Annotated in this window: 15 protein-coding genes; 3 read left to right on the forward strand and 12 right to left on the reverse strand. The window is 45.6% G+C overall.

Annotation, left to right across the window (positions count from 1 at the left end; translation table 11 throughout):
* From ACHUFW_RS02785 to ACHUFW_RS02840, 12 genes are all read right to left on the reverse strand, one after another.
* Window positions 1–996, reverse strand: coding sequence for a sensor domain-containing diguanylate cyclase (locus ACHUFW_RS02785; RefSeq protein WP_394200458.1), 996 nt, complete (start codon window positions 994–996; stop codon window positions 1–3).
* A gap of 32 nt (window positions 997–1,028) precedes the next feature.
* Window positions 1,029–1,631, reverse strand: coding sequence for a uracil-DNA glycosylase family protein (locus ACHUFW_RS02790; RefSeq protein ID WP_394200459.1), 603 nt, complete (start codon window positions 1,629–1,631; stop codon window positions 1,029–1,031).
* Window positions 1,631–2,200, reverse strand: coding sequence for a hypothetical protein (locus ACHUFW_RS02795; RefSeq protein ID WP_394200460.1), 570 nt, complete (start codon window positions 2,198–2,200; stop codon window positions 1,631–1,633). The genes ACHUFW_RS02790 and ACHUFW_RS02795 overlap by 1 nt, the downstream gene beginning before the upstream one ends.
* Before the next feature lie 457 nt (window positions 2,201–2,657).
* The gene (locus ACHUFW_RS02800) at window positions 2,658–4,757 is read right to left on the reverse strand and encodes an MtrB/PioB family decaheme-associated outer membrane protein (protein WP_394200461.1); all 2,100 of its coding nucleotides are present in this window, start codon (window positions 4,755–4,757) and stop codon (window positions 2,658–2,660) included.
* Window positions 4,758–4,769: 12 nt separating this feature from the next.
* Window positions 4,770–5,759, reverse strand: coding sequence for a DmsE family decaheme c-type cytochrome (locus ACHUFW_RS02805; RefSeq protein WP_394200462.1), 990 nt, complete (start codon window positions 5,757–5,759; stop codon window positions 4,770–4,772).
* 73 nt (window positions 5,760–5,832) lie between these two features.
* Window positions 5,833–7,830 carry an OmcA/MtrC family decaheme c-type cytochrome gene (locus ACHUFW_RS02810; protein ID WP_394200463.1) on the reverse strand — a complete coding sequence of 666 codons (1,998 nt, stop codon included), beginning with the start codon at window positions 7,828–7,830 and terminating at the stop codon, window positions 5,833–5,835.
* 460 nt (window positions 7,831–8,290) lie between these two features.
* Window positions 8,291–10,450, reverse strand: a complete 2,160-nt coding sequence (locus ACHUFW_RS02815; RefSeq protein ID WP_394200464.1) for an OmcA/MtrC family decaheme c-type cytochrome — start codon at window positions 10,448–10,450, stop codon at window positions 8,291–8,293.
* A gap of 598 nt (window positions 10,451–11,048) precedes the next feature.
* Window positions 11,049–13,397 (reverse strand): OmcA/MtrC family decaheme c-type cytochrome, encoded by a 2,349-nt coding sequence (locus ACHUFW_RS02820; RefSeq protein ID WP_394200465.1) that lies wholly within the window; start codon window positions 13,395–13,397, stop codon window positions 11,049–11,051.
* A 492-nt stretch (window positions 13,398–13,889) separates the two neighbouring features.
* Window positions 13,890–16,064, reverse strand: a complete 2,175-nt coding sequence (locus ACHUFW_RS02825) for an OmcA/MtrC family decaheme c-type cytochrome (RefSeq protein WP_394200466.1) — start codon at window positions 16,062–16,064, stop codon at window positions 13,890–13,892.
* A 69-nt stretch (window positions 16,065–16,133) separates the two neighbouring features.
* Window positions 16,134–18,047 (reverse strand): OmcA/MtrC family decaheme c-type cytochrome, encoded by a 1,914-nt coding sequence (locus tag ACHUFW_RS02830; protein WP_394200495.1) that lies wholly within the window; start codon window positions 18,045–18,047, stop codon window positions 16,134–16,136.
* Window positions 18,048–18,083: 36 nt separating this feature from the next.
* Window positions 18,084–20,183, reverse strand: coding sequence for an MtrB/PioB family decaheme-associated outer membrane protein (locus tag ACHUFW_RS02835; RefSeq protein ID WP_394200467.1), 2,100 nt, complete (start codon window positions 20,181–20,183; stop codon window positions 18,084–18,086).
* 12 nt (window positions 20,184–20,195) lie between these two features.
* Window positions 20,196–21,122 carry a DmsE family decaheme c-type cytochrome gene (locus ACHUFW_RS02840; RefSeq protein WP_394200468.1) on the reverse strand — a complete coding sequence of 309 codons (927 nt, stop codon included), beginning with the start codon at window positions 21,120–21,122 and terminating at the stop codon, window positions 20,196–20,198.
* A 432-nt stretch (window positions 21,123–21,554) separates the two neighbouring features.
* On the opposite strand from ACHUFW_RS02840, the gene ACHUFW_RS02845 reads away from it, so the two are divergent.
* The 3 genes from ACHUFW_RS02845 (at window position 21,555) to glnS (ending at window position 25,945) form a co-directional block, all read left to right on the forward strand.
* Complete coding sequence (locus ACHUFW_RS02845) at window positions 21,555–21,794, forward strand: FeoA family protein (RefSeq protein WP_394200469.1); 240 nt, start codon at window positions 21,555–21,557, stop codon at window positions 21,792–21,794.
* The gene (feoB, locus tag ACHUFW_RS02850) at window positions 21,787–24,078 is read left to right on the forward strand and encodes a Fe(2+) transporter permease subunit FeoB (RefSeq protein ID WP_394200470.1); all 2,292 of its coding nucleotides are present in this window, start codon (window positions 21,787–21,789) and stop codon (window positions 24,076–24,078) included. The genes ACHUFW_RS02845 and feoB overlap by 8 nt, the downstream gene beginning before the upstream one ends.
* A 199-nt stretch (window positions 24,079–24,277) precedes the next feature.
* Window positions 24,278–25,945 carry a glutamine--tRNA ligase gene (gene glnS / locus ACHUFW_RS02855; protein WP_394200471.1) on the forward strand — a complete coding sequence of 556 codons (1,668 nt, stop codon included), beginning with the start codon at window positions 24,278–24,280 and terminating at the stop codon, window positions 25,943–25,945.
* The last annotated feature ends 129 nt before the right edge of the window (window positions 25,946–26,074 follow it).

Here is a 26,074-nt window from a genome sequence, read left to right on the forward strand (position 1 = left end):
TTAGCTGACTTGGCGCTTACTGTTTTTATTTTCAAATAAGCGTTGATCTGCCGTGACTAATAAGGTCTCAAGCGAAGATTTTGTTCCCGGTTTAATGGTGGTGTAGCCCACCGAGTATTCGAAGCTTGGTACGCCCGCATCACATTCAGCCAATGCTTGGTTGAGTCTATCTGTGTACAGCTCGACACATTGCTCATTTTCCGCATGTAGCAGCACGATAAATTCATCTCCGCCCCAGCGAGCGACAAGATCACAGCTGCGACTATTTTTCTTTAAGCTGGTGGCAAAATACTTAAGTAATCGGTCACCGACATCATGACCAAAGCCATCATTGATCTGCTTAAAACCATCGAGGTCGAAGTAGAGTAATATCAGCTGCTTGTTTAGTCTGTGGGCTAAATCTTGCGTTGGGGTGAGCAGTTCACTAAAGCCGCGACGATTATAAATTTGAGTCAAAGGATCGGTATAGCTAAGCGTCAGCAGTTGGTTTTCTCGATAGAGATGTTTTAGGTCACTGTTGATGATCTCTTTAATCAAATCGAGGGTATCGATGTATTTTTGCGGGTAGTCGGTGGTTTCTGTATCTAGCACACATAAGGTGCCAAATACTGAGCCGTCGGGCCAGCAAATCGGCAGCCCCAAATAGGAAACATAATTGTCTTCAGTATATTCAGGGTTATCGGCCCAGCGCGGTTCACCACTGGCATCTTTAACGTAGAGCTCTTCAGAGCTTTTTACCACTTGATGGCAATAAACATTGGTATTGAAGTCTGCATAGCCACCTGGTTTGTAGTGGGTTTGTGGCGTTTGTGAGGCAATCAATACCTCGATACCTTTAACATTAGCTTGATTAATAAAGGTTGAAGGGGCATTGAACATATCTGCAACCGTATCGACAAGACGTTGCCAGCGTAGCCAATCTATCTCTTCTATTTCCATATCTAAAATAGAGTTGTAAGGATAAGGACCAAATGCTGGATTAGAGTCTTGTTTCATCGCTGCACCTTTTATCTACTGTCTTTATTAGTTTAGCTAAGCAAATCTTTTACGCGAGTTTTCAATTGCGGTATGACATCACGTTCAAATTCAGGATGTCGTTTCAGCCAAATGTTATTGCGCGGACTGGGGTGCGGCAACACTAAAGTTTTCGGCCAAAGTTGTTGCCAATTATTCACTGATTCTGTCACTGTCATCGGCGCTTGTAAATGCCAATTAATGGCATATTTGCCAACCAATAATGTCAGTTTGATGTTAGTCAGTTGCGCTAACACGACTTGTCGCCATGTTGCTGCGCACAGAGGCAGTGGTGGCTTATCACCATGTCTTGTCTCATGGGCTTGGTAGCTGCCGGGAAAACAAAAGCCCATGGGGAGAATGGCAAAGTTCTTCGGATCATAAAACTGCTCGTCAATTACCCCTAACCATTGTTTCAAGCGACGGCCGCTGGCATCGTCAAAGGGGCGGCCAGCATCGTGAGCCTTGCGCCCCGGTGCTTGGCCGGCAATCAGTATTTTTGCATTACGATTGAGCTGAACAATCGGTTTAGGTGGACAGGGAAGCAGCTTGGCACACAGCTGACAACGTTGAATCTCTGTCAGGAGCTGCGGTAGATTTTGCTGATCTGTTGTCATTAAATATGTTGGCTGAACATATACAGCCAATACCCAATATAACCATAGCCCCATAGTGCGATGAGGTAACTGGCTATTTTAAGCGCAAGATGTTTAGCATTGATTGCTGCCACATGAGCGACAGCAATGGCGAATAGCGCAATAGGCGTCAGCGTATGGGCGGCTAACATCAATAGTACTGCTGTAGCGAGTAATGCAGCGATGCCCCAGCTGGGTTTGGTTTTGTCTGGATTCGTTAAATGTAGCGGCAGTAATGCTAAAGATACGCTGACGATAACGACGCCAAGGTTGAGCATGATAGCGCCAACCCCTTGAAGGTAAATCAGGGCAACGGTCATCGCAATGGTAGAAACTGCAATACTGATAGCCATGTGGGCTTTAGCAAAACCGTGACTTTGATATTGTCCTGTGAAATGAAATAGCCCAATTAGTAACAGGTTAAATAGACAAAACCCACCTAGTGAGATAGCAAGTAACAAAATATGAGTCGTGTCAGATTGAAATGCAAGGGCAGGCAGTGGCAACAGTGTCAGTGCCAGTAAAGTGCGGCGTAAAAAAGGGCTAGACATCAAATTAAAATCTTATCTTGGCAGTAGGTGACGATAAGATCGCTTAATTAAGGTGTTATTTCAATTAAAATAGCCAGCTGAGACATTGAATGTGTAGTGAGTCACCAAAACATCAAGATTTTATACCAATCGGCATAAAGATGTGATCGCTCAGCGAGAGTTTAGCGCTTCTGAGACAAGGCAACGAATGAAGGGCATAGTGACTCTACGTTCAAGTTCGTTTACACAGTATCAGAAGTGCTAAAACTCGCCCTTTGGGCGCTTTTTTGGCTGCCTACTTCTTCGTTGAATAACTTCCCAATAGAACCACTATTACTTAAGTTATTCGTCTCGAACTAGTTTGCCAAAAATAGCTCTGAGTAGAGCACTTTCTTATGCCGATTGGTATTAGTTTGCAACTAGGCTTATTGCTGCCAATAAAAAACCCGCCGAAGCGGGTTTTTTTGATTGGCAATAGTTACAGCTTGTAGCTCATGCTAAGCATGATCAAATGAGCTGTGTAGTCATGGCTGTTACTGCCAAATCCTACAACGTTCCAGATGCCATCGGGGGCGATGTCATTGCCGGCGTCATTATCACGGTATTTTTCCATCTTATAATCTAGACGAAGTGCCATTTTTTCAGTTGCCTGATACTGGCCATACACATTGATGTTGTGCGCTTTGGCGTAGTAGTCACCGTAATCACCCGTGATACCTTGTGTCACTTGAGTGTTACTGTTTGAATCAGAGTAGGTATAGTCGATACCTAAGCGGAGTTTCTTCTCCATTAGGTTGTTGTAACTAAATCCTGCACCAATTACATCGACTTGATCTTCAACTAAACCGTACCAGTTAGGGGTGCTGAAGTTGGTGCTACCCGCTTGCTCAGATTCAATGTTCTGACGGTTATAAAACGCGTTTACCATCATATCGTCATTGATGAGGTAGCTGGCGCTAACATCATAACTCAGATCTTTTGACTCGGTTAGGCCGATTTGAGTTTCGTTGTAGTCATCTAACGCGTAACGTGCACCAAAATCGATGGTTAACGCATCAATCGGTGTGTGGGTCACACGTGCTTCAACCATTGAGCGTTTACGGTCAGCAAGGTTGTATTTGCGAAGCAGATCATTTGACTCACTTGATGTCCACTCTGAGGCTTGGTATTCAGAGCCATCGCGCTCACCATAACTACCCTTGATCCACATATCCCACTTATCGAATGAGCTTAAACGGAACTTGGTCCATAGGGTGTGCTCATCCGTGGTTTCACGGTCTTGGTAGCTACGTTCGTCTTGGCGATAATCATAACCAGCTTCTAGACGCATGCCACGGGCAATACGATAATCTGCACCTAACTTAGCGCGCTGCGTGGTAATGTCATATGGCGTGTTGTAAGCAACTTGACCTGTTGTTGAGTCGATGCTGATCTGCGTCCACTCTTCAACATTGGTTTTATTGTCACGGTCACTGTAGTCATAGCTGGCATTAACACGAACTTTCGAGTTTAGGCGAGAAACTAGCTTTAGGTTGACGCCTTTCATATCAACTCGGCCATCGAGTGAATCAGCCGGCACGTCATAACCATAGCCAGAGGTGACAAAGGCTTGGTCTTGAGTCATTTGGCCGTAATGCACGCGACCGCTCATAATGGTTTTGCCCGCTGTGACTTGACCCATTAATGAAACGGTATGAGCTTCATTATCTGGATCTAGTGCCATGGTGCCTTGAGTTTGGGCACCAAAGGTTGGGTTAAACGCATTATCAAAAGTCAGTTGGCTGTATTGGTTTTTAAAGCTAGAACCCGAGTAGTTCAACGCGGTAAACCAGTTATCGCCTCGTAACTTAACCCCTGCTTCAATGGTATCAGTGGTATAGTCAACAGGCTCAGCTAGCATCATAGATTGGTTGAAGAAGCTGCCAGACGCTTGTTTTAGTCCGGTTTTATCTTCACGCTGATAATTGATGTAAGTGCTCCACAGCTCTTCACCTTGATACTCAAAGCCAAGTCCAGCACGTTTACGCTTCAATGATAACTCTAGCGGATTTAAGCTGCTATAAAGCTGAGTCATGTCTTGGCTTGACCCTGCCGTTTGCCAGTTATCTGGCAACGTAAGGTGATCACTACCAACACCTTGGTAAGGTGACATGGCTTGGTCAGTTTTATAGGTAGCAATTTGACGATAGTTCAGGTTTAGATTGTATTGACCCGCTTTACCCGCGTTAACGTCTAATCGGCCATTTTCCATGCCTAAATTGTCAGCTTCAATACTAGCTTGATAGCCGCTTTCGCTAACATATTTAACGTCGGCATCAAGCTTTCCTGCAAATTCATCTTCTGCAGCAAAAGCATTGGCAGAGCGGATGTCATTGCTGTCGTTGTAGCCTACGCCCACACCGACACTACCAGATACACCCGTTTCTACGGTACAGCGCTTACAATCCCACTTTTCAAATTTAACTTTTGAAGTGTTGGCATTTTGCAAACCATAACCTTCGGCAATCGCAACATTTGGGATTGCAACACCAGCATTGGCGATGAGCGCTAGGGTAACTAAATTGAGTTTAAATTTCATTTTGCTCTCTCCTTAGCGCTGAAATAGCTTGCCAGATGGATGGTTAGAACCATGGATCTGGTTGTGGCAGTTCAAGCAGCTACGGCCACCGGTGAAGGCGTTACCACCGACTGTCGATCCTTGACCTGTATTGCCTAGATATGCATTGCTAGCATGTCCGTCACTTGCGTGACATTGTTGACATAGCTGAGGTGCACGTGTGTTAAGCATGCCTTCGTGAACGCTACCATGTGGGTTGTGACAGGTGACACAGTTCTCAGTCACGGGTGCATGTTCCCATAGCTTAGGACCACGCTTCTCCGCATGACATGAGTAGCAGGTTTCATTCACGCTCGGCTTTACCAGATCAGAATCACTCATGGTGCCATGTGGGTTGTGGCAATCACTACATACCATTTGTGCCCACTTCATTGGGTGACTAGAGCGTTTGTTCATGTCAGCTTTTTGCTTAGTATGACAACTTGTACAGACTTCCATTTCAGTGTTTTTAGATAACACTTGATCTTTGTCGGTATGTACAGAGTGACATGAAGCACAAGCAACGTCAGCGTTGTCATGGTGACCGCCGTTCCAAGACATACGTTTGTCATCTTGGTGACAGCTCATACAAACACTGTTTTGCTTCTCAGCTGAAAGGGTTGAGTCTGGACCAAAGGTAATAACTGGCTCGTTACCACCACGGTTATGGTTGCCCATTGGGCCGTGACACGCTTCGCACTGCAAGCCAGCCATTGGGCTTTTGCTTGAGTTGATAGAACCATGCACACCCTTGAAGATGTCCATGACTTTTTCTGAGCGACGGTGACACATTAAGCATGAGTCGGCGCCTTTAGGAGAGTATTTACCTTCAGCAAACTTCTTGTCTAAGGTTGCTTCGACCTCTTCCGGCGTCATTTTTTCATCCCACTTAGCAGCGGTTGCTGTGTGAGCAAAGCCAAGTGAAAGTACTGCAGTAGCCAAAACGGCTGGCAGTAGGGAAGTTAGTTTTTTTATGATTTTCATATTCGGCATCCTAATTCGCATCATTAAAATGAAGGGGGAGGCGACTCCCCCAAAATCTAATTTCTAATGCAAATTACATCTTCACCTGAGTGTGATCGCTGATTGCTGGGTTGTGGCAGAAGAAGCAAGTCTCAAGTTGAGCTGCATCGTTTGCCTCTTCGTAGCTTGCGTTCACTTTCGCACCTTGGCTTTCAACGTGTTGCTTGAACTTGTCACCGCTGTAGCTGTGGCAAGAATAACAAGTCGCTGCGATAGGTGTGGTGTAGCCAGCGTCAGTTGCAAGAGCACCTTTTGCTTTAAATGCGTCGGTGTTGAACTGGGTATGACATTGACTACAGTTTAGGTTAACGATTGCACCGTAATCACCATGGCTGTGAGTTTTGTGAAGCTTCATTTCGATAGCACCTAAGTTGCCACCAGAAGCGTAAGTACCGTCAGGTGTGTGACAAGATACACAACCATCAATACCGACAGTCATTTCACCATCAACTTCGCGGCCTAACTGCTCAGTCATCACGAAACCAGCATGGTATTTCTCATGCAGATCCCACTCTGTACCGTGGCAGCTTTCACAAGCTTTAAAGTTAACAGAATCAATGTGACGTGTGCTTGGTGCTTCACCAGATAACGTACCGTGAGCGAGTTCAGCTTTTAAGCTGGTGTGCTCAACGCCTTCACCACAAGCAATCGCATCTACACCGTCATTACACATAGACAGACCGATAAAGCTAAATGCTGTGTCGGTATCGCCAGCGCCATATGGTAGATCTTTGATAACAGTAACAAGCTTACCGTCAACAATTTGCGCATCTTCGCCTAAAGTACCGTCTTTCACTAAGTTGATAAGGACTTTGTGCTCACCATTTCCTGGGCTTGGGTTGTAACCCATGATTGGGAAGTTAGGGCCAACGTTAGTGATGGTTTCAAGCTGCTCAATGCTTTCGACTAATGTCGCTGCATCGATTGCTGTGCCTGCTGCATCGGTAATTGTCACACTCAACGTGGTATCGCTACCGCTGTCTGTTGCAACGGCAGATAGGGTTGCTTGCATACCATATTGGTCAACGAAAGCTTTGCGTTGAACGAACTTACCTAGGTGAATCTCTTCAGTCCAGCTCGCGTTATGACAAGCAACACAGTTTGAGTTGTCATTTTGCTGAGAGTGGCCTTGACCCGCTTTAAAGTCGATACCGGTGTGACAGCTAGTACAAGTTTCCATGGTTGGAACACGTGACCAGTTGCCCCATTCTGTTAGGCTATCATCGCCTTCAGCAGGTTCAACGTGACAAGACTGACAGTTATTTTGAATCAGTTTTTCAGCGGCTTCACCATTGTACTCTTTGCCATATTTGTCTTCGAAAGACTTAGCTGAGTTATGGATATTGTGGATTAAGTGGTTCCACTGTGATTCTTCAGAAAGTGAGCTGCTGTGACAGGTTGCACAGGTCTCTTGGGTGTAATAGCTACTGTGGCGTGTGGTAAGTGGCTTACCTTCTGCGTGACAGTTAGTACAAGTTTGGTGTGATACGATATTTTTTGTGTAAAGCGCTTCGTAACCATTACCGTCGAAATCAGCAACGATTTCACGACGAGGTACGCTGGTTTTGCCGTCGGCTAAGGTAGAGCCTTCACCGCCTGCATAGACGTTAAAACGCTGAGTTAGGTCAGCATTGTATGGCTCAGGCTGAAGTATGAAAGTGTAAGTACCGTTTTTGTTGTCGGTGTAGTTTTCAACACCTGATACGCGAGCGTTACGGGTCCACTGGGCGCTATTACCTGCGCCAGTTGCACCTTGTGGTGTAAGTTGTGCACCAACGATACCGAGATCTTGTAGACCGACAACCGGTAGATCTTCTTCGTTAGTTGCCATTACAGTCACAGTTGGTGAACCGCTGTCATAGGTGACTTTAGTCACTTCTAGGTTAAGTACTTGGATAGCATCTGCAGCTGGGCCACCTGGGTTGCCATCTTCACCATCGCTGCCGTCACTGCCACCACAACCGGTCAGTGCCATTGATACGGCACCTGCTGCTAATAGCAGCTTAAATTTTTTGTTATCTACGTTCATCATTTTTTCCCTGCATAGGTTTGGCATGTTCTTAAGTGCCTGGGCAGAATCCTGACCGATTATCATTTACATGATTTTCATTATTAGTGTGCAACTTAAGTCAATGCTGGAAATATAATTCCCCAATGAAAGGCTAACGTAATAGGGGCAAGAAATCTGCAAACTGCCTCCCATTGTGTGACTCAGATCTGTCTATTTATAAAGAGGTATAAGGTGGCAGCAAAAAAACGCAATCTAGATCAAATAAATGTGGCTTTTTTGTGGTGATTTACTCAAGGCTAATATTGTTAACATTTTTGGTAACTATGCAAAATTATTGTGGTATTGGCGGTGAGAGGCGCAGGTTATTAAGCTTGAATTAAGATTAGTTAGAAGGGCGGATTGATGACCGATGTGTTAAACATGAAAAAGGGAGGCAATGCCTCCCTTTTTAGTAGTAGATAGTTAATGTTTTAGCATCGAACTAGTGGCTGCTGCCCCAGTTTGAATGTGCTTCTAGAATTGATGCATCTTTGTGACAAGTCGAACAAGTCTCTTGAACATTCAAGGTTTCATAAGTTGACGCAGGAACACCTAGTGTATTCAGGTCTGCACCTTCTTGTAGCAAAATACCACCCATAGATTGGATATGAGATGCCGTTGCATCATTTAATCCATATGGTGCTTGGTGACAGCTGATACAAGCGGCAGTTTGTGGTGATACCACTAATTGCTCAGTATCATTGGCGCCAAAGGCAACAGGTGCTGCGTCTGCAGTGATTTTGCTTAGCGAGAAGCCGTTTTCACCGTGACATGCTTGACATTCTGTCTTCTTGAAGAAAAGATCGCCTGAGCTGTCATAGACATAGTGTTTGCTATGTGCAATGTAAGCTAGGTTTGAAGAGCCAGTACCTTTCTTGTCACGGGTACCGTTGTGGCAGCTTGCACAACCGTCCATATCGTTGCTGTAACGATGCTTGATAGCAGTAGTGTGACATTGCTGACATGCTTCCATATCGGCATGTTGTACACGTGGAGAGCTATCAACTACAGTACCGTCAACACCAAAGTAGGCAGTATCAGAGCTAACATATGGGCCAGAGTTGCTTACCGCACCTTCGCCGTCAACTTCACAGTCTGCAACAGTGCCTTTGCCATCGAAACAGATATGGATCTGGCTGCTAAGGGCAACCGTTACGCCTGCAGTTTCCATCACTTCGGCCACTTTGAACTCACCATCACTGAATGTGACATCAATAGAGCCGTCAGCAGCTTCGGTAAACTTGTCAAAACCTACTTTTTGGTAGTTAACGATAAAGTCGTCACTCACTACACCATTGAATACGATAGCGCTAGTGTAACCGCCGTATTTGTATGGGCTTGGGTCGATTTGAGCAAGCGTCACTGTGGTGTCACCGTTAGTGACAGTCATGTTCGCTGTTACTGTTTTAGAATCAGCGTCGTAAGACATGCTGTTGAAGGTCACTTTAGATGCAGCAGCTTGCGCATTATCATTTTTCACATAGTGACCGTTTTCAGCACCACGTTGACCGCCATTTGGATCGTTGTGGCAAGAAACGCAGTTCTCTTTACCTTCAGCGATCTGGCCGTTTTCGCTATCCCAGTGCCAGCTTGGTACAGCATATGGGCTGTTGTGGCAGCTCATACAAGTTGCTGTGTCTAAATCAGCTTTCCAAGCGTCAGCCATAGGAACATTTTCGTCTGCTTGGTGACAAGTTTGGCAGTTAGAAGCAATTTGTGGGTAAACACCGTTGTCAGCATAGAAAGAGTGGCTGTGGATGTCGTGGGCCATGGCTTTAATCGAGCCATCATATTGCATTTGGCCGGTAACATTGCCGTCTTCATCTTTGATGTCTTTCATGTAGGTGTTGTAATCAGTGTGACAGAAAGTACAAGACTCAAGTGTCACATGTTTACCACCATGCATAGAAAGCGAGCCATCTTGGCCTGGACGGTGACAAGATTGGCAAGTTTCATTGGCGATAACTGCTTTAGGCTTGTCTTGAGTTGTGTCTGAACTCGGCTGCCAGTAGAAGAAGCTGTTATTGATCAGTGAAGCGCCAGCGTCGTTAGCTGCTTTTACACCTAGGTAGATACCGCTAGTGGCATCAGCGGTGTAATCGTATTTACCCAAAGTATCAATGGCTTTGTTTAGTACTAGGGTGTAGCTACCGTCGCCATTGTCGGTTAGACAGTCTTCACAGTTTTTACCTTGGAAATAAGAAGAACCAGTATAGTGGCCGTCACCTTTGTCTTTATTGAAGTAGCTTAACCAAACTTCACGTGGTGAGCCTTCGATGTCAGTGGTATCCACTTCATCTTCAGAACCTACACGGCCAAATGATACTGCGCCGATATCGGTTTGTTGTAGACCAAATACTGCAGCGCCATTGGCATCGCTTAAGTTAAAGTTGACTGTTAAAAAGCCATCTTCACTCACGCTTGCTGAAGTAATGTCAGCTTTGACTTGAGAGACTTCACCAATAGGTGAACCAACAGGACCAGGTTTGCCATCTTCGCCATCTTTGCCATCGTCGCCACTACAACCGGACATGGCTAATGAAAGCACCCCAGCTGTTAGTAGCGCTTTTGAAGCTGCGCTTAAGTTAAAAAGTTTCATCATGATTATTCCCTGCAATAGTTTTAATCATCACTTACTGCTGTTTTTATTTAAGATTATGCGCATATGCGAGTAATTCTCATTTGTGCGCTTATAAAACAACTAGTTAGTGTGTGGAATTTATTTCCATCTTTAAGGCTAACTAAGCAACAACTTTTTAGCAGGTGTTTTGATGTGGATATGTGACCTCGATCCGACTATTTCTTTAGGGGTATAAACTAGACCTCATTTTAAGTGTGTATTCAGTCAAAATTCAGCTAGCTAATCGATCAAATTTTTTGAGGTTTAATCTTTTAGTTAGTCGTGAACAGCTTGTGAAATCGAGAGGTTTTAAAGGTTGCATAACTGCTGCTAGGGTTGCAGGGTTAAATAGGTAAACGTGTCTAAAATTGTACTGATTACAGGGCAGTCTCTTTATTTGATACCAGTGAATTCCGTTCATGGTAGCAGCTTTATAAGTCTACTTCGGCAAAGGAGGTTGCTATCGGGGAAATGGCAGGAGTTAGCCTAAATGTAGGGCTAACGGTATTGCGGGGTTAGTTTGGCTCATAAAAAAGCGGGGCAAGCCCCGCTTTTTTATTTATGAACTACTCAATTAGTATTAATAACTGGTAGGGTGAACCTTATCGACGCCGAAAGAGCGACCTTCTGCGTGACATGTCGCACAGCTTTCAGTTCCCATGTAAGTACCCAGTGGTGCACCAAATACGCCGCCGTTTGCTTCAACGTGAGCACCAATGTCATTCTTGGTGTGACATGAACCACAGGCTGCTGCAATTGGAGAGTACTCAAGGATGTCGCTGCTGCCGCCTTCGCCTTGGTTAAGCACTGCTGGCAAGTTTGCGGTATCAGTCATCGCTAATTGGCCTTTTTCATGACATGACGCGCAATCGCCATAGTGCTTGGTAAAGGTAATGGTTTCATTACGATTGCTGTTCACTTTTGTACGCTTATTCGCATGCAGCGTGTGGATCATCACTTTGTAATCAAGTGAATTAGTTAGACCAACACGGCTACCTTTGAATGCGCCATCAGCGACAGCATGTAACGCTTGCCCTTTATGACAGCTAACACAGCTACCATCTGTAAGTGATAATGGTTGCTCCTTGCTGTCAGGTGCGTGGCATGAACCACATGATGTTCTGGTATGGAACGATAGGTCGATGCTGTCATCATGGCAGCTTTGACAGGCTTTTTCTGAAGCGCTGTTAAAGCGCGCTTGAGGCAATTGGTCAATCGCCGCAAATGCCGCTGCTTCTGTTGTGACAGTGGCAAGAATATGCTCTTGGTCACAATCGACTTTAGCTTCAGTATCACGAGAAGCACACACATTTAGATGGCTCATCATTGCGCCGGCTGGCAATTCAACCCCGAGATTATTGACGGTATATTGGAATCCACCAGTTACGCTTTCTACAATGATATCGCCTTCAGCAATGGCTTGTGCATCTGCTAAGTTGATCATCTTGTGAGTGGCGGTGAGTGAGCCGCGGGGCATTTTCCATACATCTGCAAAGTCGTTATGGTGATTTTCAACCACTTGTACATTAAGCGCGCTAATGGCAGTGTCTTCATGTGGTGCACTGTTGCTGTCGCTTTCAAACTCCACCATGAAGGTTAGGCTGTCATTTTCAGCATTGTAAACGCCGCCTTGAACGCTAAATTGATAGCTGTCTTTTGCCGCTTTGATGGTCAGCTCTTTATTGAGGTGAAACTTGGCAGCGCCCATCGGATTGCTGCTATCTGCATGGCAGGCTGCACAATCACGCTCTACATATTGTGGGAACTGCTCAGAGTGGAATAGTCCACGTGCAGTGCCATCCCATTCAGGTGCAGCAAACTTCTCATGGCAGCTTAAGCAAGCTTCTTGACGGTGGAAGTAGAAGCTATCAGCTTGCGCTGGAGCACTTTCACCTTCGATGTGACAAGATTGACATGCTTTAGCGTCAGCAGGGAAGGTCGCATCGCTATAGTCATGGGCTTTACCGCCATAGCCAATCATAAAGTAGTCACCTTTATGGATTTGGTGGAGCATAGAACCAAAGTCAATGGTTGCACCCGTTTCTGGATCGCCCGAGTAGGTGGTATGGCACACTACACAGTTCTCAATCTCAATACGTTTACCGCCGTGCAATGACAGCTTAGGTGCCCAAGCGTGCTCGTAATTGTCGTTATGACAACGAATACAGCTTTGTTGCAAATCAACTAGGTTACGTGTTTCATCAGCCGTCGCGGCACGGTCAAGTGCTGGCACGAAGTCATAGTGAGTATTGACTAGGGTCGCGTTACTAACGGTACTAGTGGGTTTTAGCTCCATGGTGACACGATGAGTCAGGTGGCCATCAAAGTCGGTATTGAGCCCTTCAATTTGCTCGTACTCAGATAGAGCTTTAGAGAAAGTGTAACGATATAGGCCATGGTCTAGCACTTCGATACATTCGGTTTTACAGCTGGTTTCAATGTTCGCTTGGATTTGCGGACCTTGGTGCTTATCCCAACCTTCAGGCAATTCTTGGCCATCTGCAATAGGAGCTGGCTCTTTAACGGTATTGATGTAGCTTGTCCACTGAGTTGATTTTACCCCTTTATATTGGTCAACTTCAGGATCTGGGCTGTCATGGCCAGGTAATGGACGTTGGCGTTTTTGTAGTGCATCCAGTTTGGCGATACCAAAACCGAGAGCGTTGATGTCGTTAAATGTCTCTAGACCATAAATGGCGACGCCATTGGCATTTTCTAGTTGGAAGTCGATTGCCGCAACACCATCATTAACCGTTGCGTGTACGATTGTGGCATTAATACTGGTTGCTTGACGAATATCGACGCCTACTGGACCATTTTCGCCGTCGTTGCCATCTTTTCCATCGCTGCCATTACAGCCAACAAGCGCTAATGCGCTGGCGGCGATAAGGGCTTTCATAGCGGCATTAATTGGATACCGTTTCATCATTTTTCCCCTGCATGAGAATTTTTATGTGTTTTGTTTTAACAGCGAAGGTAATTTGCGATGTTTACCTTCTATGCTGCTTTCTGCCGCGATTCTACTGAATTTGTTCAGTTTTCTTTGTTTGTACTGGGATTAATGTGAACCAGTTAAAATCTTGGTGTACGGGCTTGTTAAATAATTTTAATACCAACAAAAACAATTAATTAGCGTTATGAGTGGGATGAGGGGTAGGCCGATATTGCAGTGGGGAGTGGTTATCTTAATGCAGTCTTAAAATTGGGCGAAAGTTTCGTGCTTATTCTGATGTAGATCAAAAAACATTACTATCTCAAAATAGGTATTTTTAACCGACTGATAACAGCACTAAAGTCAAGGTTAACAGTTTGTGAAAGATAGCTTATCACGCTGTGGTTGAAGTTTGTTCGATTGTCACATTTTTAGCAATAAAAAAGGGAGGCTAAGCCTCCCTTTTATCGGTTTCTGGTTTACCTAGACTTACCAATCAACCGGGTGAACAGCATCGACACCATTGGTTTTGCCTTCAGCATGACACGTTGCGCAGCTCTCGCTACCTGGCACATAGGTGCCGCGGCTATCACTTGCTGCGCCACCGTTGGCACGAATATGGGCGATAAGTGAGTCTTTTTCACCATGGCAGCTAACACAGGTCGCGGCAATTGGTGATATTTCCGTTTCGTTACCCTCACTATCAATCGTCAGTGTTGCAGGCATGGCCTCTAACCCCGCCATCGTTAGCTGACCTTTGTCATGGCAAACTGCACAGTTACCGTAGTGCTCGGGGAAGGTCACCACTTTCGATGGGTTGTCACCATTTTGCTTAGAGCGTTTATTGGCATGGTGAGCGTGGATACGCACTTTAAAGTCAATATGATCTAAAGCCGTTTGGTTGTTTTTATAGGTTGGGTTGTGACACATTTGACACTCGCCCTCAAAATTGGTGTAGCTACCACCGTGTTTGAAGTCGATACCGAATTTGCCTTTAAATTTATCATCATGACAATTTGCGCAAGTTTCATTACTGACTGGCTGACGTCTTGCCATAACATTGTCATCACCGTTTAGGTTAAAGGCAACGAGCTCTCCGGTGATCACTGACGGATTAATTGATTCATCGCTACCCGTACCACATGCAACTGAAGCCAAGGTATCTCTATCGACACACAAATGGCTGGTTACCACTGCCGTTGCGGATTGCATTAAATCTGGAGTGAGAGAGGTGGCTTGACTGTAAGTATAAGTTCCATTGCTACCAGAAACAGGTGCAATTTCGTTTAACTTATAATTTTGTTTGCCAGCGGTAAAATCAATGTCATTACCAAAACCAAAGTAGATGTTGCTATAAGCAACACGTGGGTCTGCATCAGGGCTCATGACCTCACCAGTGACAGTGGAATCACTAAATTGCACACTAAAGTTAAGCATGCCTGAGTCTAAAGATACTGATCCTGGAACTAAACTGGCGGCATATTGAGCTTTCACATTGTCTTTAGCGACTGCATCAGTCATGTGATGTGCAGCACCTGCTTCACCTTGTTCAGCATGACAAGTACCGCAGGCGACACCGGCATCAATATACTTGCCGTGCATGTCGTCTTTGATTTGGCCTGCGTCAGTTGAGTCTGAGTGACATGAACCACAAGCAAGCGCACGATGATGCTTGAAATTAAAGGCATCTGCAGGGCTGGTTTCTCCTTCCATGTGACAGGTACGGCAGTCGTACATATCAGCGGGGAAGGTGACATTAGCGTAGTCGTGGACGCTGCCGCCATAACCCACCATTAAATAATCTGCTTTGTGGATCTTATGTACCATATAACCCATATCAATCGGCGCACCGGTTTCAGGATCGCCCGCGTAACTGGTGTGGCAAACTTGGCAGTTCTCGATAGCGAAGCGCTTAGAACCATGCATGATAAGCTTAGGCGCCCAAGCATGGCCGTAATCGTCACTATGACAGCGTAAACATGAGTCTTCTAGAAATTCGACGGTACGTGTATCGGTACCAGTGACCATTTCACCCGAAGAGGGTAAGAAGTCATAATGGGTATTAACCAATTTGTTAATATCACCATCAGCTCTCAGCTCCATACTGACACGATGGGTTAAGCTGTCATCGAAGCTTAAATCCAGATCGCCTACAGCTTCAACTTCGGTTAAGTTGAGCTGGAAAGTATAGCGGTAACTACCAGCGCTAAGCTTTTCCACACACTCTTGTTTACAGCTGCTTTCAATTGAAGGCTGAATTTGCGGGCCAGCCATGTCTTCATAACCTGCGGGAATGTCTTCTGGTACAGGCTCAACCATACGATTGATGTAGCTGACCCATTGTGGTGTTTTGTAGCCTTTACCTTCTTGCGGTATTAGCTTGGCAATGCCCAACCCCAGCGTGTCGACACCGGCGTAGGTGTCAAAATCAGTGATGGCGACGCCGTTGGCATTTTCGACACTGAAATCAACCGTGACGACACCATCGGTGACATTGACCGCTGAAATCGACGATCTGAGCTCATTGGCTTGTGAAACCGAAAAGCCCACTTCGCCATCTTGTCCATCTTCACCATCTTTACCATCGCTGCCGCAACCAAATAGCAGTGCAGAGCAGCTCAAGGCCAATAGGCTATGCGTTAACCCTTTTTTTAGTCGTTCCATAATATGCGTTCCATTTCTTTATATAGCTATTAGTTAAGCCTCGAGTTGCTCAGCTCGAGGCTTCGGCACTTAGTTGATAGGATGTACTTTTAAGACATCGACACTTGAACCTTGACCATGACACGTAGCGCAAGACTCTGTGCCCGCAGTGGCGTCTTCAAAAGTTCCCATAAACACACCACCTTGCTGGGTCATGTGTCCTTTGGCACTGTCACTGGTGTGGCAGTCACTGCATATTGCTGTTGTTGCACTGGTATAGGTACCATTGTCCAACATCAGTGGTGGGACACCTTCAAATAAAGGCAATGCTGCGGTTAGACCGCCATTGTCAGTTTCGGCATGACATTGAGCGCAATTGCCAATGTTGCCCGGGTAGTTAATCGACTCGTATCCCTCACGTTGACCGTTATGAATACTGTGGATCATGTGTTTGTAGTCGGCAGTGGCAATTGATGGATTACTTGCTTGTGAATCCGCCGCCATGTTGGGGTTGTGACATAATTGACACTGCTGCTCTAAGTCATTGCGAGAACCGTGATAGTTGAGGGCTTGGTCGCCATGACAGCTACCACAGGTTTCATTGGTGACGACGCTGCGTCGACCCATATCTGCGATCATTTCTGCATTAAAGAACTGATAACTTGATTTGATATTCACCGTTGAGAAGCTTTCGTCGCCACAGTCTCCAAGTTGGCCGTTGGCCGCACACAATCGACCCTGAATCGCCAATGTACCTGTATCTAGCTCACTACCAGCAGGAACGGCTAGGTCAGTGATCATGTAGCTGTATTCACCATTACTGCCTGATGAAGGACTTGTTTCGTTAAGTTTAATTGATTTAGCTGAACGAGTAGCATAATCAAAACTGTTACCCCAGTTAGCATATACCCGCAAATCACTAATAAAGTTGAGTTTATCGGCGCTATCGCTGTAAACACTACCGGTTTGAGGGTTGCTTAAGCGAACAGTGAAATTAACTGTGGTGCCAGCAAGTGAAGCTTGGGTTATTTGCGCATTGAATTGTGCCAGCGCTTCATCGTTACCACCGTCATTGTGGGCGCTCATTGTCCAGTCGGCATTATGACAAGCGACACAGTTACTATTGTCGGCCTGTGCAGGGTGGCCTTCACCCGCAGGGAAGTCGATACTGGTGTGGCAAGAGCCGCAAGCTTCCATTGTGGGGACGCGTGCCCAGTTTAAATGCTCGGTGAGGGTTTCATCTTCGGCATGACAGGTTTGACAGTCGGCTAGCGAACCTGGGTAACCTTGAAGGTGTTTACTGTGCACCATTTGCGGGAAGATATTGTCGTTGTTACTGACTCTACCTTCGGTGTGACAGGTGACGCAGGTTTCGATTTCATTGTATTTGCTACCATGAAACGCCAAGTCATTGTGGCAAGTATTACAGGTTTCTATGGTGACAATGTTGCGAGTGTAGGCAACCATGCCATTGTCTTGCCAATCATAGTGCTGATTAGTTATCGGTAGTGGCGTACCATCTGGCAGGTTATCGCCACCAATTTTAATGACTAATCGCTGTGTTGAACCGGCGATATAACTGACATCATTCATGCCATCAAATGTGCCACTGAAGGTGTAGCTATACTGGCCATTTCGATGGTCAACGAACTCACCTGGGCAGTCAGGAGAACATGACTCCGAGGTAAAATATTGCCACTGGCTGCTATTACCCGCATTGGTATAGCCTTGAGGTAACAGTTGGCTTGCGATATAGGTGCTGCTTGGTATTCCCACGACCGGCTCGTCATCTTCATTGGTGACACGGTAGTTAATCGTGGCGATATTGTTGTTGAGTTGAACCTCGTTAACCTCTACCACAAGTTGTGCTATTTCACTTGCTGGCGGTCCACCTGGTTCACCTGGGTTGCCCGGTTTTCCGTCATCGCCACCACAGGCGGTTAGCAACGCGGCAACACACCATGGCAGATAACGTCTCATACTGTGACGATTAATGGCATTCATGTTCTCTTCCTTGGAATTCATCTGTTTTACCTCGCTTTAAAGCTGATAGCTCAGCGTTAAGCCGAAATAATGCGCGCTATAGTCATGACCTAAATCACCAAAGGTCAGGACATTGGGTATGGCATTGGGAGCTAAGCCTGCATTTTGCCAGTCGGCATCTTGATATTGCTCAAATATCCAATCAAAACGAACGCCAAACTTTTCTGAAAACTGGTAGTCAGCATAAGCGTTAACATTATGTCGCTTGGCATAGTAGTCTTGATATGGGCTGGCGAAGCCTTGGGTGACTTCTGTGTCACTTTTACCGTCACTAAAGCTATAGTCCAACCCAAGTGCAAGTTGCTTGTCCAATAGGTTGGCATAACCCATACCTGCACCAAATACCGTGGATTCATCAGAAATAGTGGCAAACCAGTTTGGTGCAACAAAGTTACTGGTACCCGCTTGATCACTATCACGCCAGTCTTGGTTGATGAAGGCATTGAAGCTTAGATCATCATTGACTTGGTAATGCATTGATATGTCATAACCTATTTGGTCTACTTTGGTTAGACCAATGAGGGTATCGTCATAATCTTCTTGCCCGCCATGGACATTGGCTGTCGCAGAAAATGCAGTTTCAGACGCATAGCTAGCATACAGTGCGTAATAAGTTTGCTGGCGGTCAGCCAAATAGGTTTTTCTCGCCAGCGGGTGGCTTGGGTTATCTGTGATTGATACCGGCACATAAGCCCCACCACTTCGGTCAGCAGCTTGTGCTTTTAACCATAGTTTCCACTGCTGGTTGATTTGATAATTTAGTTTGGCATCAATGCTAGACTCGTGCAGCTTTTGACGGTCTAAATCACTGTAGGTGTTATGAACGTACTGATAATCGACATCTAAATAGACTGCACGACTGAAACGATATTTTGCGCCTAAATTCGCTTTTTGACGGGTTCGATCATATTCAAGGTTGGTCGCATAACCACTAAAATAACTGTCGGTAACCACCTGTGGATAATTGGCCGTAGTGGTTTTGTTGTCGCGATCGCGATAATCGTATGCAGCACGGATATTAAATTCGTTGGTAATTCGGCCGGTGTATTTGACCTTCATTTCGATTAAGTCAACTTGGCCGTCCAGCGAGGTTTGTGGCAAGTCCGGTGTTGGGCCGTTAATGGTGGCCGGAACATATTGTTGGTCTTGGGTGAAGCGACTAAAACCAACATGCATGAGCACTTGGTTGCTGCCAGAACGAAATTGGCTATTGCCGGCGATACGGTAGGCCTTATTATCTGGCGAAGCGGCACTTTGGCCAGAGTAAGCGGCGCCAAATGTGGGGCTAAATGCATTTTGCCAAGCGATAACTTGGTGATCATTTTTATACTGGTTTATCTGGGTGTTAATTCCAGCTAACCAGCCATCGCCATTAAAATATAATTTGGCACCTAGGGTATCACTGCTATCGTCAATCGGCTGCGCGAGCATAGCGCTGTTAGTCAGGATATTGCCGCTATATCGACGTTTTCCTGAGCGCTTTTCATATTGATAGTCAATGTCTGCTTTATAAAAACTGCCAGTATAGTTGGCCGCCAGGTTGAATCTATCACGCTTAGTATTGAGCTCCACTGGCTTTAAGCTGGCTTCTAGCTGCGTCATTTGTCCTGTGGTGGCACCGGCTTGCCAGTTATCTGGTAAGGTGAGTCCGCTCGAATAGGGTGTTAATGCATGGTTGCTCTCATAGTTAGCAAGGCCGCGGTATCCCAAAGCGATGTTATATTGTCCTGGTCGGCCGGTAGAAACCGATGCTGAGCCGGTATCGTAGCCCAGTTTATCGGCGTTAAAGTCAGTGCGATACCCACTTTCAGTGGTGTAACTGCCATCGGCTTGCACAAACCCTGTTGCGCCATCACGATCTGTTCCCGTGGTATTGGCAAAGTGGCTATCTGAGCCGTCATTGGAAGCCACGCCAGCGCCAACACTGCCGGATAAGCCTGAGGCAACCACACAACGTTTGCATTCCCATTTGTCGAGCTTGACTTTGTCACGATTGGCACTAGCCAACCCATAACCGTCGGCATAAGCAGGTGCGATTGCCGCTGATATGGCAACAGCTATCATATTCAGCGACATAGGTAGATTTATTTTCTTCATCTTCGATACTCCTTATCGCTGAAATAGCTTGCCAGATGGATGGTTTGAACCATGGATTTGGCCATGACAATTCATACAGCTTTGACCGGCGTTAAAGGCATTGGGCGAGTTGCCAAATACCGCATTTGAAGCATGACCGTCAGAGGCGTGACATTGTTGACATAACTGAGGTGGTCGGCTGATTAACATGCCCTCATTGACGCTGCCATGTGGGTTATGACACGTGGCACAATTATCCGCGACTGGAGCGTGTTCCCATAATTTGGGTCCGCGCTTCTCGGCATGGCAGCTATAACAATTTTCGTTAATGCTCATCTGTTTTAAGTTGGCTTCACTAAGGGAGCCGTGGGCGTTGTGACAATCGCTACAGACCATTTGTTGCCATTTCAATGGATGAGAAGAGCGTTTATGCATATCGGCTTTTTGCTGGGTATGACAACTAGTACAGACTTGAACTTCTTGTGCTCTATCTGAGATAGGGTCATGACCGGTATGGACTTGGTGACAGTCACTACAGGCAACATCTGCGTTGTCATGGTGATTGCCATTCCAGGCCATGCGCTCATCATCATTATGGCAACTCATACAAACGCTATTGAGTTTCTGAGTCGGAATCGGGGAATTATCACCAAAGGTGATCATCGGCTCCTTGCCGCCTCGGTTATGTTTTCCTTGTGGACCATGGCATGCTTCACATTGTAAGTCAGCCATGGGCGAGCCGGGGATATCTGGATTTCCATGGACACCATCAAACAGTGCCATTACCGTTTCGCTTCGGCGGTGACACATAAGGCATGAGTCAGCACCTTTGGGGGAGTAATTACCTTCGGCAAATTTCTTATCAAGGATGGCTTCAACCTCTTTAGGATCTTGGTCATCCCAAGGGGCGGCTGAAACATTTAAGCTGATCATTGAAATGATAACAAGGAGGCAGGCCATAGCCGCTCCTCTATTCCAGATAGATTCCATTTTCATCGTCACACGTCCTGAGCGCTTTTTGCAGCTATTAATAGTTATGTTAGTAATTGCTTTAATTACTAATCTCTAATCATAGATGACTTTTGTGATGCATACGTACAAAAAGTGTGGCGATTATGTTGCGATTTTAACCTCTGGCAGAGGATATTGCTGAAAACGTGATTTGGATCACATTTGCAGATAAATAATTAATAATATCAAATGATAATCATACTCATTTGCAATAAGTATTTTACTGTTTGCGAGTTATGTCACACAATATAGAACACAATTGAAAACCATTATTATTTGCAGTTGTAAAAGTTGATCTAGGTAAAGTTATTCACGCTTTAGCTTAGTTAAAATCGGCGCAACGCTGAACTTTATAAGCCTGTACAAAGGCACAAGGGAATCATGAAATTAAGTGAACTGAAACCGGGCGATAGCGCGAAAATCTCTCAAGTAGGTCATATTGACCTTCCATCGGTCGTTAAACGCAAGTTGTTGTCGATGGGCATCACCCCAAACACTTCTTTTACTATGGTCCGCAGAGCACCAATGGGCTCTGGTATGGAGCTCGCGATTCGCGGCAGTAAGTTATGTATGCGTCAGGAATTAGCCGAAGTGATCGAGGTAGAAATCGCCCATGTCTAAACAATTTCATTGCGTCACCGTTGGTAACCCTAATGCAGGTAAATCAACGCTCTTTAATGCACTTACAGGTGCTAACCAACAAGTCGGTAACTGGTCAGGCGTAACGGTTGAAAAGAAAACCGGTCAATTCACTTTGAATGACTCAGAGGTGATGTTAACGGATCTTCCAGGTATTTATGATCTATTGCCAGCGGGCAATAGTTGCGACTGCTCGTTAGATGAGCAGATTGCGCAGCAGTACCTGGCCGAGCAACCCATTGATGGCATCATCAACCTGATTGATGCGACGAATATTGAGCGTCACTTGTATCTAACGGTGCAATTGCGGGAGCTCGGCATCCCGATGGTTGTCGTGGTCAATAAAATTGATGCCGCTAAAGAGCATGGTATTGAAATCGATACCGCCAAAATGGCAACGCAGCTGGGTTGTCCTGTTATTGCTGTATGTTCCCATGTTGCTGATGATATCGAGAAAATTAAGTCGCAATTTGTGGACTTATTAGCAGGTAAAGTGTCAGAAGAAGCTTTAGTGCTTAACTATGATACTGAAATAGAGCAAGCGATCGGTGCTTTATTTGAGCGGGATAATCAGTTAAGCCGTGGCCGTGCGCTTGCCATGTTAGGCAATGGTCTAGGGTGTGGAAAATGTGAAAATGGCCAATTGCTTAATGAGGTCAAGCAAGCCACAGAACATTTATCTGCACAAGGCAAAGATATTGAAATTATGGTCGCGACGACCCGTTTTGATTTCGTGCAGCAAGTTTACAACAGCGCGGTCGAAAATGGCGATGTTGAAACGGTCAGTGATCGTTTAGATAAGGTGATATTACACCCGATTGCTGGTGTACCTATTTTCTTGTTTGTCATGTATTTGATGTTCATGTTCAGTATTAACGTAGGCAGTGCATTTATTGATTTCTTTGACATCACAGCCGGTGCGATTTTTGTTGATCACTTCGGCGCGCTTATGTCGAGTATGGGCTCGCCAGACTGGCTGGTCACTATTTTAGCTGGTGGTATTGGTCAGGGTATTCAGACGGTAGCGACCTTTATTCCCGTGATTGCCGCGCTGTTTTTAGCCTTATCTGTGCTAGAAAGTTCTGGTTACATGTCGCGTGCGGCATTTGTGGTTGATGGTTTAATGCGTCGTATTGGCTTACCGGGTAAGTCTTTCGTGCCGATGATTGTTGGGTTTGGTTGTTCGGTTCCAGCGATTATGGCAACGCGTACACTAGGCAGTGAGCGTGAACGTATCGTCACCGGCATGATGGCGCCATTCATGTCTTGCGGGGCGCGCCTACCTGTATATGCGCTGTTCGCCGCAGCGTTTTTCCCAGAGTCAGGTCAAAACCTTGTATTCTTGCTTTACATCATCGGTGTGTTTGCGGCAATCGGTACTGGTTTGTTATTGCGTAGTACTATTTTGCCGGGTACCAGTAGTGCGGTTGTGATGGAGCTGCCTAGTTACGAAAAGCCCAAGTTTAAGGCAGTAATGGCACGTACCGGTAAGCGAACAAAGAGCTTTATTATGGGCGCCGGTAAAACGATTGTTATTGTTGTTACCTTGCTTAACTTTGTTAATGCCATTGGTGTTGATGGAAGCTTTGGTCATGAAGATAGCTCTGAATCGGTACTCAGTGTTGCCAGTCAGAAAGTGACACCACTGTTTGCGCCTATGGGCGTAGAGCAGGATAACTGGCCAGCAACCGTAGGTATTATTACCGGTATTTTTGCCAAAGAAGCCGTGGTGGGTACGCTAAATAGTTTGTACGCTGCCGAGGCGGGTGATGATGAAGAACTTGCGCCGCTGAGTGAAACATTTGCTGAAGCGTGGGTAACCATCCCTGAAAACTTACTCGGTATTGCACCAGAAGATCCGCTATCGCTTGATGTGGGTGATATTGAAAATGTTGAAGCTGCTTCAGCAGAACTTGAAGTTGACACCTCAACCTTCGGTGCGCTGCAAGCTGGCTTTGGTGGCGTAGCCGCTGCGTTTGCTTACTTACTGTTTGTACTACTTTACACCCCATGTGTTGCAGCAATGGGGGCATTAGTGGGTGAGTTTGGTTCGCGCTGGGCTGCATTTGCCGGTACTTGGACGTTTGCATTGGCTTACGGTACTGCAACCGTGTTCTATCAGATAGCTACTTTTGCCGCACATCCTGTGCAATCAAGTCTTTGGATAGGATTCTTTGTTGGTGCCTTGATTGCATTTTATCTGTGGCTTAAACGCAAAGCGAAACGTGACGAGTTGATTATTCCCAACGTTAGGGTGATCAATTAATCTCCGTTTAAATAGCGAATACCCTCCAACAAAGCAGCGAAATATCGCTGCTTTGTTTTTTTTATCATTTTGTAGGGGATTTTTGCATGATAAGCGTTGTATCGGATGGCGATCTGTAGGAATATGCAGGTTTACTTTATTTTCGCCTTAGGCGCATAGTTGCCCCTAGGGATTAGCAAAGTTGGCAATGAGGAATTCCATGAGTCATATGGACACTGAAGTACGTCCTAGTAACTTCATTCGTAATATCATCGATGAAGATATCGCATCGGGTAAGCACGCGACTGTGCATACCCGTTTTCCGCCTGAGCCTAATGGCTATTTGCACATAGGACATGCTAAATCAATCTGCTTAAACTTTGGGTTAGCGCAAGATTATAAAGGTTTATGTAATCTGCGATTTGATGACACTAACCCAGAGAAAGAAGACATTGATTATGTCAATTCGATTCAAGAAGATGTGAAGTGGTTAGGATTTAACTGGGATGGCGATATTTGCTATTCGTCTAACTATTTCGACCAACTGCATGGCTACGCTATTGAGCTGATCAAAAAGGGCTTAGCCTACGTTTGCTTTTTAAATGGTGAACAAACCAGAGAATATCGTGGCACGCTAAAAGAGCCAGGTAAAGATAGCCCTTACCGCAATACTAGCGTAGAAGAGAACTTAGCGTTATTTGAAAAAATGCGTAATGGCGAGTTCAAAGAGGGTGAATGCTCTTTGCGCGCTAAAGTTGATATGGCATCACCGTTCATGTGCATGCGTGATCCGATTATTTATCGAATCCGTTTTGCTCACCATCACCAAACAGGTGATAAGTGGTGCATTTATCCTATGTATGACTTTACGCATTGTATTTCGGATGCGCTAGAGAATATCAGCCATTCTTTGTGCACGCTTGAGTTTCAAGATAACCGTCGTATTTACGATTGGATTTTGGACCACTTGGACGATTTTCAAGCGCCTAACCGTACACGTCAATACGAGTTTTCACGGTTGAATCTCGAATATACCTTGATGTCTAAGCGTAAGTTGAACGACCTTGTGGTTCGCGGCCTGGTTGATGGTTGGAACGATCCGCGTATGCCGACGATTGCAGGTTTACGTCGTCGTGGCTATACCCCAGCGTCTATTCGCGAGTTTTGTCGTCGCATTGGTGTAACCAAGCAAGACAATATGGTTGAAGTAGGTATGTTGGACGCGTGCATCCGTGAAGAGCTCAACGACAACGCACCACGTGCGATGGCGGTTATTGATCCAGTTAGAGTGGTGATTGAAAACTATCCTGAAGGGGAAGTTGAGATCGTACATGCGCCAGTTCACCCTTCACTAGAAGAGATGGGGAAACGTGAACTCGCCTTTGGCCGTGAACTGTTTATCGATGCGGCAGATTTCCGAGAAGAAGCCAATAAAAAGTATAAGCGTTTAGTCCAAGGCAAAGAGGTGCGTTTACGTAATGCTTATGTCATTAAGGCAGAGCGCTGTGACAAAGATGCTGACGGCAATGTAACCACTATTTATTGTACTTATGATGCCGATACTTTAGGTAAAAATCCGGCAGATGGTCGCAAAGTGAAAGGCGTCATTCACTGGGTAGAGGCCACTACGGCTAAGCCTGCCGAGTTCCGCCTTTATGACAAGTTGTTTAATGATGCCAACCCCGCTGCGGCTGAAACGGTCGATGAAGTACTAAATGCCGATTCTTTGGTGATTAAGCAAGGTGTTGTTGAGGCTAACCTAGTTAACGCTAAGCCAGAGCAGGCTTATCAGTTTGAGCGTGAAGGTTACTTCTGTGCTGATAATGTTGACTCGACTGCCGACAACTTAGTGTTTAACTTAACTGTTGCACTACGTGACTCGAAGTAAAAGCAGTATTAGATCAAAAAAGGCGCCAACGAGGCGCCTTTTTTATTGCTCATGACCCGTCCTAAATAACGTTGACACTTTTCAAACCTTTTTTGGAGAGTGTTATGAAATCAATAGTTAAGCGAACTC

It is taken from the genome of Shewanella waksmanii (assembly GCF_043643685.1).
GTDB lineage: Bacteria > Pseudomonadota > Gammaproteobacteria > Enterobacterales > Shewanellaceae > Shewanella > Shewanella waksmanii_A.